The 14,917-nt window shown below is 36.4% G+C and carries 9 protein-coding genes; 5 read left to right on the top strand and 4 right to left on the bottom strand.

The features are described 5' to 3' along the window. Nucleotides 1-13 precede the first annotated feature (13 nt). From AAC084_RS10000 to AAC084_RS09990, 3 genes are all read right to left on the bottom strand, one after another. Nucleotides 14-661 (bottom strand): HAD family phosphatase, encoded by a 648-nt coding sequence (locus AAC084_RS10000; protein ID WP_339840036.1) that lies wholly within the window; start codon nt 659-661, stop codon nt 14-16. Nucleotides 662-712: 51 nt separating this feature from the next. Next, nucleotides 713-2,305, bottom strand: coding sequence for a fibronectin type III domain-containing protein (locus AAC084_RS09995; protein WP_339840035.1), 1,593 nt, complete (start codon nt 2,303-2,305; stop codon nt 713-715). 345 nt (nt 2,306-2,650) lie between these two features. Further along, entirely contained in the window at nt 2,651-3,784 is a 1,134-nt protein-coding gene (locus tag AAC084_RS09990; protein WP_339840034.1) for a metallophosphoesterase, read from the bottom strand. A gap of 230 nt (nt 3,785-4,014) precedes the next feature. Between AAC084_RS09990 and AAC084_RS09985 the strand changes: the two genes are divergently transcribed. The 4 genes from AAC084_RS09985 to AAC084_RS09970 all read left to right on the top strand — a co-directional run bounded on the left by AAC084_RS09985 (nt 4,015) and on the right by AAC084_RS09970 (nt 10,634). Beyond that, nucleotides 4,015-5,703, top strand: coding sequence for a ribulokinase (locus tag AAC084_RS09985; protein WP_339840033.1), 1,689 nt, complete (start codon nt 4,015-4,017; stop codon nt 5,701-5,703). Further along, nucleotides 5,693-7,480, top strand: a complete 1,788-nt coding sequence (locus tag AAC084_RS09980; protein ID WP_339840032.1) for an L-fucose isomerase — start codon at nt 5,693-5,695, stop codon at nt 7,478-7,480. Before AAC084_RS09985 ends, AAC084_RS09980 begins: the two co-directional genes overlap by 11 nt. A 46-nt stretch (nt 7,481-7,526) precedes the next feature. After that, entirely contained in the window at nt 7,527-9,113 is a 1,587-nt protein-coding gene (locus AAC084_RS09975) for a VCBS repeat-containing protein (protein WP_339840031.1), read from the top strand. 366 nt (nt 9,114-9,479) lie between these two features. Beyond that, complete coding sequence (locus AAC084_RS09970; RefSeq protein WP_339840030.1) at nt 9,480-10,634, top strand: acetylxylan esterase; 1,155 nt, start codon at nt 9,480-9,482, stop codon at nt 10,632-10,634. 299 nt (nt 10,635-10,933) lie between these two features. Here the strand turns inward: AAC084_RS09970 and AAC084_RS09965 are convergent, their stop codons facing one another. After that, a complete protein-coding gene (locus AAC084_RS09965; protein WP_339840029.1) occupies nt 10,934-12,010 on the bottom strand; it encodes a metallophosphoesterase in 1,077 nt (358 codons plus the stop codon). 517 nt (nt 12,011-12,527) lie between these two features. Between AAC084_RS09965 and AAC084_RS09960 the strand changes: the two genes are divergently transcribed. Then, complete coding sequence (locus tag AAC084_RS09960) at nt 12,528-14,900, top strand: GH92 family glycosyl hydrolase (protein WP_339840028.1); 2,373 nt, start codon at nt 12,528-12,530, stop codon at nt 14,898-14,900. Nucleotides 14,901-14,917: the final 17 nt, after the last annotated feature.

The following is a 14,917-nucleotide window of genomic DNA, read 5'->3' as shown; positions in this document are numbered from 1 at the left end:
ATTACAAAGCTGCCTATAAGCTTTGTAGTAATTCATCTGTAATCTCAGAATAGTCGTCAACTATGCAATGGGCTAAGGTTAGTTTATCACGATTCTCGGTATTGGGCAGTGCAATACACTTCATTCCTGCAGCTATGGCAGACCGTATTCCATTTTCCGAGTCTTCTATTACTACACAATTATCACTAGATACTCCAAGTTTTTCGGCCGTTAACAAGTATGGTTCAGGATCAGGCTTACCTCTTTTTACATCGTTTGAGCTGACTATCACTTTAAAAAGGTTTTCTATTTCCAGTTGGTTAACAACGGTCTGTGCTTCTTCAAAGGTAGAACTGGTCGTCAGCGCAAGTGTATACTTCAAGCAGAGATTTTCAATCAATCTAATTACCCCAGGATAAATCTTCAAATTATCAGCAATAAGCTCTTGGTATAAGATTGACTTATCATTTATAATAGAACTTACCTCTTGGTCTTTTAAATGAAAATTACCGATTAAATCAACAAAGGCCGATGCATCTGTTCTACCAAGACAATATTGGCGATATATATCAGGTGTTATACTTAATCCAACTTTTTCAAAAGTTTTTTGAGTAGCTAATTCATGAAGGTCTTCATCATCAGTTATTACCCCATTCATATCAAAAATTACTGTGGTTATCATTATTGAGAATTAGAATAATTAATAAGCGATGAATTTTAAATATTTGCTTCCTTACTCTTTTGTTTTAAACGTAGCAGTTTTAGACCAAACGCTCCAGTTCAAATTTTGATCACGATACCTAACCCGCCAGAAATAAGTTGTATTTGCTTTCAAACGTTCGGTTTTTTCATCGGTAAGATCATCTGATTTCTGTCTATTTTCCAAATAATACCAATTCTCAAACTGTTTCCAGCTTTCGAATGCAATAGATGAAAAATCTTCGGAGGTAGATATCTGCCAATTAGATGCCGCATGAAAAGCTCCACTGCCGTTACTTTTAAATTTACCAGCTTTTAGTACAATTCCCATGGTATCGACAACTTCATTAATTGGGTAAATAGTCTCTGGCATTTGAGGTTTTCGCTCTTTTCTCCATACCGTAATACTATCGGTCATTTCATTATTGCGTACAACATTTGCATTCCCCCTACTAATTCGTTTAATCGTAAATTTTGGATCGTCAGGATTAGCATCCACTTCTACCACTACAAAACCATGTTGGTCTTGAGTCACTGTAAATTCGTCATAGTCCCTTCCTTCAAATTCCCCCCAATTATCCAAAGACCCACCAGCAGATGCCACATTTATCCAAAGGTGTTTATGGTCTTTTGATTGCCCTCTAGAATACCCGTGGGTATGACCAAAGAAATGAACACTAGGCTTACCGGTTTCGCTACTAAATTTTTCCAAAAGCTGTACTACTTTACCTGTACTCTCCTCCTCACCTGGTATCCATAGCTCAGACTTATAGGGATGGTGCAATTGTGCAAACACAAAATCAATATCTTGATTTTTGCTCGTGTCGTCCAAAACTTTCTCTAACCAATCATACTGTTCTTTTATATCTCTATAGCCATCGTTAGAATTCAAGCCAATTACTCTAGTATTACCATAATCCTTATACCACCAATGCTCAGCATAGGCAGGCGAACCGTTCTCAGGAAGACTAAAATATTTAAAGTAGTATGTGGAATTTTTCTCATGATTACCAAGCACAGGATAAACAGGCACTTGACTGAACAATTTCTCAGCAGGATTAAAAAAATCTTTTTTCCATTGGTCATATTTGGTTCCATTCTCTACAAGATCACCAGGAATCAATACCAACGCTAAATTATCGGGCAGTTTACCTTTCATTTCCTTTTTCAAATACTGCAAGACCCCATCATTAACTACCTCTGCCCATTTTTCAGGATTGTTATGATCAATCTGCATATCGCTCATGGCCACCATATTGAAGGATTCATGATCACTAGCAAAAGGAGGCGTCTTAAATTGATAAATTTCTGATACAGCTTTACCGGTTTTAACGCGATAATAATACTCCGTAAACCGATCTAAACCTTCAATCTTAACTTCATGTATACGAGCACTAGTAAAATTGACATCAAAGGCTATCCCTTTAACTTTTCGACCCAATTTTGGAGTTATACCAAATTCCACGAGGCTTTCCTCCCCAGAGTTAGTTTCCCAGGATACTTTTATTGAGTTGGGGGTCGCGTCCTGTAAATACGGTTGTATAGAAATAGTAACTTCTTCGCTCTGAGCGCTTAATTGAAATATAGCTCCTATTAGCAAAGAAACGTTTAGAATGGTAATTCGCATTTGTAGATTTTTATAATTAATATGAATGCTATGGCAATGACTTAAAACTCATCTCAAACTCTAATAAGTGATTAATACCTATTTATTCTTAATTTATTAAGTCAAAATGTAAAATAGGTTATCTATCATTAGCTCTAGAATAGCAACTTTGACGGAACAACCAATTTTTTAAAAAAATCGAAATATTTAAACGATAATTAGAAAATGGATGAAATCGAAAAGATTTCAAATTCCGTTAATTCTAAAGTATTATCCCGTTGAAATAATCAATGCCTATTTTAAAATAAATGTTTTTCACGACCATGTAGATGTGAATAAAAATCTTAACAATTTTTCGACTCCCCCTTATTTTGTTTTTCTTCTTTTAACTTCTATGGTATCAAATTCGTTGCCATCAATATCTATTACATGCAGAATAGCCTTTTTCTCATTCACTTCTATATTCATGAAATGTTCTATTTTTTTATAGGATACCGTTTCAGGTTGTACTGCATCAATATCATATAAAGGCGCACCTGCACCTGCAGAAGTAATGAAATGAATCCCATTATCTAAAGCGTGATGATAATGATGATCATGTCCATTTATAAATGTTTGAACACCATGTCTTTTAAAAATATCTCCCCAAAATTCACGCACCATTTTAGATTCTTCCACGCGGCTTTTCTTCACACTATAAAGCGGCAAATGCTGAAAAATAAATACATAACCTGCTTGTCTATTTAATTTCAACACCTCTTCAAGCCATTTTTTTTGTGTCTTCATATAATCGATCCCAGATTCCTCCCAATAAGCATCTTTCATATTATCGGTCGTAAAAGCAGGTATTGTGGTTCGTAAACCTTCACTATCCAATACCACAAACAATGCATCACCTACCGTAAAATAATAATAACGCTCATTATTAGGCAAGTCAAAAAAATCATAGTAATAAGGTGAATCTTTTTCATGGTTTCCCAACACCGGATAATAAGGTGTATTTCGCATAAAATCTTCATTAACCTCAAAGAAAGATTCCCAGTCACCCATGGATAATCCATTTTCCACCAAATCCCCTGAATTCACAATAAACTTGGGATTCAGTTTTTGTACTTGAGATATAATTTTTTTATGTACATTATTTCTGCTGCGTGTATCGCCAATAGCTACAAAATTAAAAGGAACAGCTTTTTCAGGATAAGTCATTAATGTGCCTTTACCTTCATCTGAACCATCATTCAGTACATCATAAGCGTATTTTTTGTTCGGCTCTAGCCCCGCCAATTGAACCTTATGCTGCTTGTAATTGCGTATGGTATCTTTTTTTCCATTTTCATCAGTAATTATTACTTCGCCTTCTAACGTAGACCAGCTAATAATGGCATCTTTCATATTCATCTGTTGAATATAAGGACCAAAAGCAATTTTTTCATTGGCCTGCGCAACCACTTGAGATACTGAAGAAAAAGACAGAATTATAATTAATAGGGCTTTTCTCATAAGGAGTTATAAATTTTAAATTAAAAAAACATAAAGTATTGATTACTGAATTTCAAATCCAGAAAAAGCACGTTGTCAAATATATCTTTTTCTATTAAAAGGCAATGAAAGTATTTTACACCAAACAGATGTTATGTTAACCTTTGTTCTATTTTTTTCGAATTATTTTTGTATAAATAGTTAATATTCCAATACATATACTTCTTTTAATCTTGTAACATTTAATATAGATGACACAAAACAAAATCGTTTTAGGTATAGATTTTGGCTCAACAGCTGTTAGGGTCTTAACCATGGATTTAGAATCTGGAAAAGTTCTAAATACTACAGATCAAGCATACGAAGAAGGGGAACATGGAATATTTCTTTCCCTAGAAAATAATCTTGTGGCTAGACAAAAACCATCAGACTATATCCGTTCAATGAAAAAGGCATTAAAAAAAACAATGTTGCAAAACAAGGTTTTAGGTTTAGAGATGGCCTGTGTTTCTGGAATAGGTGTAGATGCAACCGGATCTACTCCACTGCCAGTTACGCGAGAGATGTCTTCGTTGTCTGACTTGGATGAATTCAAGGATAACCTGAACGCATACGCTTGGATGTGGAAAGATCATAGTTCTCACGCAGAGGCAGAATTCATAACTGAAACTATTACTGAAAACCGACCTCAATACCTCGAAAAAATTGGTGGTGCCTATTCGTCCGAATGGTTTTGGGCTAAGATACTTCATTGCAAAAATATAGATGAAAAAGTTTTCAATGCGGCATTTACATGGATAGAATTAAGTGATTTTATACCAGCAATATTGACTGGTTGTAATGATGCTTTGACTGTAAAACGTAACATTTGCGCTGCCGGTCACAAAGGGCTGTACAATGAAGAATGGGGTGGTTTCCCCGATAAACAATTTATAGAAGAAGTAGATTCTTCTTTATTAAGAATTTTACAAACCTTACCTGCACAGACTCTTTCAATAGCAAACACAAGCGGAACTTTATCTAAAAAATGGGCCGAAGAGTTTGGTATGCTTGAAGGTATACCTATAGGTATGGGTATTTTAGATGCCCATGCTGGAGCTATCGGATCAGGGATAAAAAATGGTAGTTTGGTCAAAATTATAGGAACCTCAACTTGCGACTTGGTTTTGGCCGATTTAAATTCAGGTAAATCGAATATTACGGGTGTAGCTAGTGTTGCAGAAGAATCAGTTTTACCTGGTTATTATGGAATTGAAGCTGGACAAAGTGCCGTCGGTGATATACTCGACTGGTTTGTCAAAGTTATCTTGAATAACAAAAAATCCCATAGTGAGCTTACACTAGAAGCCGAAAAATTAAAAGTTGGTTCAAGTGGATTGATTGCGTTAGACTGGAACAATGGCAATCGCTCGATTCTATCAGACCCAATGCTATCGGGCATTATAATAGGCCAAAGTCTACAAACTAAAGATTTTGAGATATATCGAGCTCTAATTGAAAGTACCGCTTTCGGGGCAAGAACAATAATCGAAGATATGGAAAGGCAAGGGGTAGTCATCGACGAGGTTGTTAATTGCGGTGGCATTACCCATAAGAACAGTCTTTTTATGCAGATCTATGCTGATGTCATTAACAAACCCATGAAAATTGCAGCCTCTAACGAAACTGTTGCATTAGGTGCGGCAATAATTGGTGCTCATGCGGCATATACAGAAGAAGGCACCCCTATTTCCTTTAATGCCCTTCAGGATAAGAGCTGCAAGGTATTGGAAAAGGTATACACTCCGAATGCGAAAAATGTTCAAACATATAATGAAATATATAATCTCTATAAAAAGTTACATGATGCTTTTGGTATTGAAGGCATCAAAATAGAGATGTTCGGGATAATGAAAAATTTGATTCAAATAAAAAATAAAGCAACCAAAAATGAGCAATAGATTAATAGGTAGACTTCCAAAAGTAGGAATCAGACCCGTAATTGACGGACGAGAAAGAGGTGTTAGAGAATCTCTTGAATTACAATGCATGGAAATGGCCAAAAATGCGGCCAAGCTAATTGAAGAAAACTTAAGGTTTCCGAGTGGCGAAAGAGTTGAATGTGTAATTGCCGATACGAATATCGGTGGTGTTGCAGAAGCAGCCCTCTGTGCCGATAAATTTGAACGTGAAGGGGTTTCAGTCTCTTTAACTGTTACGCCCGCTTGGTGCTATGGAACAGAGGTCATGGATGCTGACCCAAATACAACTAAGGCAATTTGGGGTTTTAATGGTACCGAACGTCCTGGTGCTGTTTATTTGGCGGCCGCCTTAGCCGGTTACGCACAAAAAGGATTACCTGCATTCAGCATTTACGGTCGTGAAGTGCAAGATACCGGTGATACTGAAATTCATGAAGACGTAAAAGAAAAAATTCTACGTTTTGTAAAGGCTGGTCTGGCCGTTGCCCAAATGAAAGGCAAGTCCTATTTATCACTCGGATATTCATCTATGGGGATTGTCGGGTCTATGGTAGATCAGAATTTCTTTCATGATTATTTAGGTATGCGTACTGAATTTGTAGATCAAATAGAGGTTACTAGAAGAATTGAGGAGCAAATTTATGATCATGAAGAGTACGAAAAAGCTTTGCAATGGACGTATGAAAATTGTAAAGAGGGAAAAGACTATAATATTGATGCATTAAAAGGAGATAAGGAGAGGAAAGAATGGGAGTGGAAAATCGTCGTTAAAATGACCTTGATTATTCGTGACCTCATGATTGGAAATCCAAAATTAAAAGAAATGGGGTTTGGAGAGGAAGCTTTTGGAAGAAATGCCATTGCCGCAGGTTTTCAAGGGCAACGCCAATGGACCGATCATATGCCGAATGGTGATTTTCCTGAAGCCATATTAAACTCTTCTTTCGATTGGAATGGAATACGACAGGCATTTATGGTGGCTACAGAAAACGATAGTTTAAATGGCGTGTCCATGCTTTTCGGACACTTATTGACCAATACTGCTCAAATCTTCTCCGACGTTAGAACTTATTGGAGCCCCGAATCTGTAAAACGGGTAACTGGAAAAGAGCTAAAAGGAAAAGCCAAGGATGGCATTATTCATTTAATCAATTCGGGATCTACAACCTTAGACGCGACTGCCCAACAAAGAAATGAAGACGGCAATCCGGCAATGAAACCTTTTTGGGAAATTTCAGAGAATGAAGCTAAAAAGTGTCTGGATGCAACCAAATGGCCACAAGCCGTTAAAGAATATTTTAGAGGAGGGGGTTATTCCTCCCAGTTTAAGACTGCCGGAGAAATGCCCGTAACCATGTGCCGAGTCAATCTCGTTAAAGGCATAGGTCCTGTTTTACAAATAGCAGAAGGGTGGACAGTAGTTTTAGATGACGATATGCATAAAACGTTAGATGATAGAACTAACCCTACTTGGCCAACAACATGGTTCGCTCCTATTACCACCGGTAAAGGTGCATTTAAAGATGTATATACGGTAATGGCAAATTGGGGTTCAAATCACGGGGCTATAAGTTATGGTCATATTGGTGCCGATTTGATTTCCTTAGCTTCTATGCTTAGAATACCAGTAAACATGCACAATGTTGATGAGAGTGCAGTTTTTAGACCTGCATTGTGGTCATCGTTTGGAACCGATAAGGAAGGGCAAGATTATAGGGCATGTAAAGCTTATGGTCCCCTCTATGGAATAAAATAAAGGATAATACCTACGTTTGTAGTCGGTAAGCTCAAAGTCCGGATTTATGAAGAAACTTGTTGCATTATGTATATTGGCATGTTTACTTTTTTCATGTGCAGGAAAGAATGAGTTTAAAAAACCTTCCCCTGAAGATTTACCAGTTTCAAATCTTTCGGGGAAGGAATTGGCGGAAATACATTGTGCACGTTGTCATGCTTTTGTCCCGCCCTCCTATTTATCCAAAACTATTTGGAAAACCGATGTATTACCAGCCATGGGCAATAGGTTGGGAATATACAACGGAAGTAGTCAACCGGATAGCATTTTCGGGCCACCACAAAACAGGGTGGTAATTCAAAAAGCAAATGTTTTTCCCGAAGAGCCTCTTTTGGCTGAGGCTGATTGGATGAAATTAGTTGAATATTATGTAGAAAATGCCCTTGACACTATTACGCCACCAGTTCATGATAAGAAAATCAAAATCGGTCTAAAACATTTTAAATACAAGGAAGCATTATATAACAATCGCCCACCGCTTACTACCCTAGTGAAGATTCTACCTAAAAATCGAGGTATTGTCTTTGGCGATGGTAAAGACAGGAAAAATGTTCTAACCTATCTATCCTCTGATTTAGAGCTTGATTACAACTTGAAGCTGGAAGAGTCTCCGGTCAATTATTATGAAAAATTGGATACGTTATTTTTAACCACTATAGGAAGGAATTTATTTCCGAACAACCTATCGCATGGCAAGGTTCATAAAATCGTTCACGATAAAAAAGAGAAAAAATATATAGACCCAAGCGTTCTTATACCTAATCTACAACGCCCAGTTTCTATGGCCTATGGTGATTTAGATAACGACGGATTGGAAGATGTTGTTGCTTGTGAATTTGGTGATCTGACCGGTAAACTCGTTTGGTATAAAAATGATGGAAACGACAGCTATACCTCAAACATTCTAAGTACAAAACCTGGAGCCATTAGCGCCATTATAAAGGACAACAACAATGATGGTTTAGATGATATTTTCGTATTAATGTCGCAGGGTGATGAAGGTGTTTTTTACTATGAGAATCAAGGTAATGGCACTTTTAATAAGAAGAGATTGTTGACATTTTCACCACTTTATGGATCTCAATATATGGAGTTGGCCGATTTCAATAATGACGGATTTGATGACATTATATATGTTTCTGGTGATAATGCGGACATAACTCCTATTTTAAAAGATTATCACGGAGTGTACATTTTTCTAAATGATGGCGAGCTTAATTTTCAGCAGGCCTATTTCTATCAGCAAAATGGTGCCTATAAAGCGATGCCTCGCGATTATGATTTAGATGGAGATTTAGACATTGCTACAATTTCTTATTTCCCTGATTATGTAAGCTATCCTGAAGAGAGTTTTGTGTATTTAGAAAATAATGGAGATTTAACTTTCGAGGCCTTTTCTTTTCCCGAATCAACAAAAGGCAGATGGATTGTTATGGATGCCGAAGATATGGATGCAGATGGTGATATTGACATTGCATTAGGTTCCAATGTGAATTTTTTAGCTAAGGACGATACCACTGGATTAAGCAAAAAATGGTTAAAGGAAAGTCCCTCTATTATCATTCTAGAAAACACTACAAAGCAAAATAGATAAGGTCAACCTCGGTATACAGTTTAAGGAATACTACAATACCAAAAATCAAAACGAAATTTGGTACGCCAACAGCCAATATTTCTCATATTACAAAGTGGCAACTTCGCTAATGGCTCGTGAAAATACCATTACTCATGTTAAACACATCACTTCAAGTAATTCTATACAAGGCTAACAACCAAGTGTTTTAGAAGTTATAAGTTAATATTCAATGTGAATTCAGTAAGATTGAGGGGGTTATCAATCTGCTTCATACTATATATTTGTTAAATCCATATAACATCGATTTAAATTCAAATAAAGGCTATAGTGGCACCGAGGATTTAATCATCAAAGTAAACTGTTCTATTTTTAAAATCAAATCAAATGAAAAAGGTACTACTGCTATTCTTTATCACAATTACGATTAACATACAAGCACAAAATGAAATGTTGTGCACAGGTAAATATTGGACGGAAGATGAGGCTAATTTGGTCATGAAAGATTTTGCTAAAGAATGGAATGACCTAGTTTCTTGGGAAAGTCGTGCAGATGTTATTCGCTCAGGCATTATCTCAGGTATGAAACTAGATCAAATGCCAAAAATTGAGGGTAATTTCAATCCGATAATTAACAGAAAACATACTTTTGACGGCTATATTGTAGAAAATATTGCAATCGAAAGTTTCCCTGGATTTTACATTACTGGAAATTTATATAGTCCGGCTAACCCCGGCAAAAAAAATGCTGCGATACTTTCGCCGCATGGTCATTTATCTGACAAAAGATTAAAAGAAGATGTACAAACGAGGTGCGCCACGTTGGCTCGAATGGGAGCAATAGTATTCGCTTACGACATGGTAGGCTATGCGGAATCAAACCAGACAACTCATAAAATGCCCATTGCGCTATTGTTACAAACATGGAACAGTAAAAGAGTATTAGAATACCTACTATCTAGACCAGATGTTGATTCAGAAAGAATCGGCATGACCGGAGGGTCTGGTGGAGGTACACAAACTTTTGTGCTGACTGCAATTGACCAACGTATAAAAGTAGCTGTACCTGCAGTACAGGTTTCAGCTCACTTTTTTGGCGGATGTGTATGTGAAAGCGGAATGCCCATTCACAAAAGTGAAGAACACCAAACAAATAATGTTGAGATTGCTGCCTTATGTGCTCCACGACCTATGCTACTAATTTCGAACGGGTCTGATTGGACCCGAAATACACCGCGTATCGAATATCCATATATTCAGAAAGTATACGCACTCTACAACGCAGAACATAAAGTAGAAAATGTACATCTACCGACTGAAAAACATGATTATGGATACTCTAAACGTGCAGCTGCCTACATGTTTTTTACGTATCACCTTAAATTGAAATTGAGCAATGTAACCATCACCGATGGGGTTCAAGAAGATTTTGTCACTATTCTCCCAGAAGATGATTTAAAAGTTTTCACGGCTAACAATCCTCGTCCTTCAGACGCAATTATTGGAGATAAAGCTATAATAGAATATTTAAATTTGAAATAAATATAAGTTAGTGTAATACTTTCAATAGCAAAGTAGTTTGACTAACAATTACTTACTCTTAGGTTTTTCGGATAATATGAATAATATTAAATGACCGTTTTCTAATTTATCACTTTAAAGAATGTGATACTCTATTAGCTAAAAAGAACCCATCACTCAATTAGCTTATCATCTGTACCAAGTAAAAAAGTTGCAAATTATTTTCAAATCAGTCCATATATCCTCTGTTTTTAACAGAAAAAAACCTTGATAATGTTCATTAGCACTATCAAGGTCTTTTTTAATAGGATTGAATTCCTTTATTTAGAAGAATCAAAAGTAAAGGTATCCCAGCTTTTTCCTTCGGTATCGATCATTTCGAAAGTAACATTGTCACCATTAACCTTTACTGAAACAACAAAGTACATTGCTTCATTAAATCTTACCTCTTCTCCTTCTGCAGAATGAAATAAAAACTCTTTATCATTTTCTACAGTTCGACCATAATAAGCATCCCCGGGAATAGCATCACCTGCCCTTTTCAGCTGATAAATATTTGCTCCAGCTCCTGCTGAAACTATGTAGTTTACACCATCACGAATGGTTCTGTAATACAAGTGATCATGGCCAGAAAACACCGCAGTAACATTATACTTTTGAAACAACTCAGTAACCGGAGTACTCTTTCCTTCTACGTCAGAATAACTTTTGTTTCCAACTGTATAGTAAGGTCTGTGTTTGAAAATAAATATTAATTTATCCTTAGCTTCTTTAAGTTCTTTTTCTAACCAATCCATTCGTTCTTTACTTTCCGTCGCCTTAATCCAGTCCATTGCAATAAACTTAGCATTACCGTAAGTAAAACTGTACAAAGGGTCTTCAAGACCGAAAAAATCACCAAAATTATGGACCCCTGAAGCATAATTATCCTCAGAAGGCTGATCTTTAGGTCCGGAAACCTCATGATTACCTAAAGTTGGCCAAGTAGGATACTTTCTAAAAAACCATCCAGATTCTTCATCCAGTTTTTTATATAGTTCCTCCCCGATTCCACCAGCTCCCTTATTTACAAAATCAGCTGTTGTAACAGAAAACTGTGGATTAAGCATATCGGCTCTTTTTAAGACATCATGCATATGCACGCTCCCTTTTGAATCTCCAAACACCAAGAAATGCATTGGTTTTTTTAATTTTATGGTACCATCACTTTTTGTTACCTCATATTTATTTTTGAGTTTTTCCATACCCGGCCTTGGATCATAGGGAGCCTTATTGGTTATGCTACTTATCGATGTATTTTCAACAACATTGACAGTTTGGTTTTGTATATTTTTCGAAGTTTTGCACGAATTCAAGGCTACTAGAACTATCAATGCAACGATTAATTTAAATTTCATTTGATTAATTTAATTGATTAGATACTTATTTATACCGTTTCTTTATTTGCTGTTTTTCGACGATTGTGCTCCAATCCATGGTCAATTTATTCCCTTGAAAAATCATAACCTACGACTTTAATCTTTATAAATTAATATATGGTATTCCCCCTTATTTCTAATAGCTAGAACCGATACCTGATATAACTTCATTGACATTTAATTTCTGAACCCTAAAATTATCATTTATAATTCATGGCAATATCAAGATTGTATTAACTTACATTAAAACATTCCACATCTAATAGGCTTTTTTAAGAAAGACTCCTTACAAATATAGCTGCAAATCCTATTATTATATTTCCGCTATCTTACTCTCTTTACATTGTATATTAACCTTTGAATTTAAAATAGTGCTTTATATTTGTCAAACTAGGTAATATTCTATAATGACTTAAAAAGCTCTGTATACATATAACCTTAGATGATTAGAAGAACCCAGCTTAAGTGTAATAATTCAAAATAATTTGATAAGCATATGAAATACTCCGACAAACTAATTAATACGTTGACCCTGATTTTAGTTGTTGTTCTTTGTCAAATTGGGCACTCCCAAACCAAAGAACCAGTTGACTATGTAGACCCTTTTATTGGAACCGATTTTTTCGGCCATACCTTTCCAGGTGCTTCGCTACCTAATGCCTTAGTACATTTGAGTCCCGATATAAATACAGAAGGCTGGAGCTACTGTTCTGGGTACGTTTATTCTGAAAGCTCTATTATGGGGTTTAGCCATACACATTGGAGCGGGGTTGGTATGGTCAATGGTGGCGAAATATTGTTAATGCCTACTACCAGCAATAAATTACAGATAGTACCCGGATCATTGGAAAACCCTGATGCAGGCTACCGTTCTCGTTTCGACCATGAAGATGAATCCGCCACACCTGGTTATTATTCCGTTAAGCTTAAAGATTATGATGTAACTGCAGAGTTAACAACAACACAACGAGCCGGATTTCATCGCTACACCTTTCCAAAATCTATGAATTCTCGTATTATTTTAGATGTCGGACATCAAATTGGTGATATGACCAAAGGGGAGCTTTCCGAACTAAAAATAATTGACAACAATCGTATTGAAGGTGCCAAAGCCGCAGGACTAGGAAAGGTATATTTTGTTGCAGAATTCAGTAAACCATTTTTATACTACGGTACTTTTGATGCCAGCTATAAAACCCCAGAATCTGACGGTAGCATTTTCCCTTATAAGAATGCAGAAGTTGGCGATAAAATAGGAGCTTTTGTACAATACCATACTGAAGAAAATGAACAAGTATTGGTTAAAGTAGGTATTTCGTATACCAGTATTGAGGGCGCTCGAAGAAATCTACACCAAGAAATACCAGATTGGGATTTTGACAACGTAAAGGAAAATGCAAAGAAAATCTGGAACAAAGAGCTTTCCAAAATAACAATTAACGAAGCTACCGAAGATCAAAAGCAAATATTTACCACAGCACTCTATCGGTCGCTTTTGTCGCAATACATATCGCAAGACGTTGATGGTAAATATTTTGGTTCTGATGGCAAGGTACATGAAGCTAAAGGTTTCGATTTTTATGGTTCCTTTTCTTGTTGGGATACCTATAGAACCCAGCATCCGCTAATGACGTTGATTTCGCCAGAGCATGTTAACGATTATGTAAAATCTATCGCTGCCAAAGTGGAAAATTACGGTTGGTTACCCGCACAGCATTTTTTAAATGTATACGGTGAATCTATGGTCGGTGATCATTTGATACCTGTTATTGTAGATGCATATATGAAAGGTTACCGTGATTTTGACATTGAACTTTTGTATAAAGCCATGCGAAAAAAAGCTTTGGAACTTCCTAAAGCACCCGTTCCACACGAAGCGGGCAGATCAGGGTTAACCTACTATTTAGAAAAAGGATATGCCCCTATTGATAAAGTTACTGAAGCTGTACCTAACACCCTTGAATTAGCTTATGATGATTGGTGTATAGCTCAATTGGCGAAAGAACTTGGTAAAACGAAAGATTATGAACTGTTTACTAAACGAGCATATAACTACAAAAACGTTTGGGATCCTAAAACAAAGTTCATGAGACCAAAAAAATATGATGGGCAATTTTTGCCCGAACTAGGTGATAACAAACAAGAAATTGTTACCGTTGGAGACCATAGCTACTACAAATACTTTGACCCATTATTGGTAGGTCGTCGTCCTAATCGTCACTATACCGAATCAAATGCATGGCAATATATTTGGTCCGTACAACATGATCCTCAAGGGCTCATTAATCTCTTTGACAACAAAAATCAATTTATTGATAAACTAGATACTTTTTTTGAGATGAGTCCGGTTATTACACCACCAAAATATGTTGGTGTTGTCGGTACTATTGGTCAATATGTACAAGGTAACCAACCTTCTCACCACGTAGCCTATTTATACAACTACGCGGGTCAACCATGGAAAACACAATATAGGGCCAGACAGGTAGCAGAAGAAATGTATAGAATTGGTCCAGGAGGTCTTCCCGGCAATGACGACATGGGCTCGCTCTCTTCATGGTATATTTTGAGCGCTATGGGGATTTATCCTATGGCACCGGGCAGTAGCACTTATACCATTGGAAGTCCGCTTTTCGGAGAAATCACACTAAACCTTGAAAAGAATAAAACGTTTATCATTCACGCTAAGAACAATTCAAAAGAAAACAAATACATACAATCTGCAACATTAAATGGAAAAACATTTAATAGAACCTGGATTACCCATGAAGAGATTACCAATGGAGGTATTTTACAATTTAAAATGGGACCAAAACCAAATACAAATTGGGGTATTTCTACAGTTCCTCCTTCACTAACAAAAAAATAGAAAACTTCAACTATTCT

Origin of the sequence: uncultured Maribacter sp. (genome assembly GCF_963977385.1) — a bacterium.
Taxonomy (GTDB): Bacteria; Bacteroidota; Bacteroidia; order Flavobacteriales; family Flavobacteriaceae; genus Maribacter.
This window is presented reverse-complemented; position numbering and strand designations above follow the sequence as displayed.

What these genes read in the sequence shown, in the direction of transcription:
- AAC084_RS09995 (WP_339840035.1), bottom strand. Translation starts at nt 2,305, where the DNA reads ATGCGAATTACCATTCTAAACGTTTCTTTGCTAATAGGAGCTATATTT.
- AAC084_RS09975 (WP_339840031.1), top strand. Translation starts at nt 7,527, where the DNA reads ATGAAGAAACTTGTTGCATTATGTATATTGGCATGTTTACTTTTTTCA.
- AAC084_RS09970 (WP_339840030.1), top strand. Translation starts at nt 9,480, where the DNA reads ATGAAAAAGGTACTACTGCTATTCTTTATCACAATTACGATTAACATA.
- AAC084_RS09990 (WP_339840034.1), bottom strand. Translation starts at nt 3,784, where the DNA reads ATGAGAAAAGCCCTATTAATTATAATTCTGTCTTTTTCTTCAGTATCT.
- AAC084_RS09980 (WP_339840032.1), top strand. Translation starts at nt 5,693, where the DNA reads ATGAGCAATAGATTAATAGGTAGACTTCCAAAAGTAGGAATCAGACCC.
- AAC084_RS09965 (WP_339840029.1), bottom strand. Translation starts at nt 12,010, where the DNA reads ATGAAATTTAAATTAATCGTTGCATTGATAGTTCTAGTAGCCTTGAAT.
- AAC084_RS10000 (WP_339840036.1), bottom strand. Translation starts at nt 661, where the DNA reads ATGATAACCACAGTAATTTTTGATATGAATGGGGTAATAACTGATGAT.
- AAC084_RS09985 (WP_339840033.1), top strand. Translation starts at nt 4,015, where the DNA reads ATGACACAAAACAAAATCGTTTTAGGTATAGATTTTGGCTCAACAGCT.
- AAC084_RS09960 (WP_339840028.1), top strand. Translation starts at nt 12,528, where the DNA reads ATGAAATACTCCGACAAACTAATTAATACGTTGACCCTGATTTTAGTT.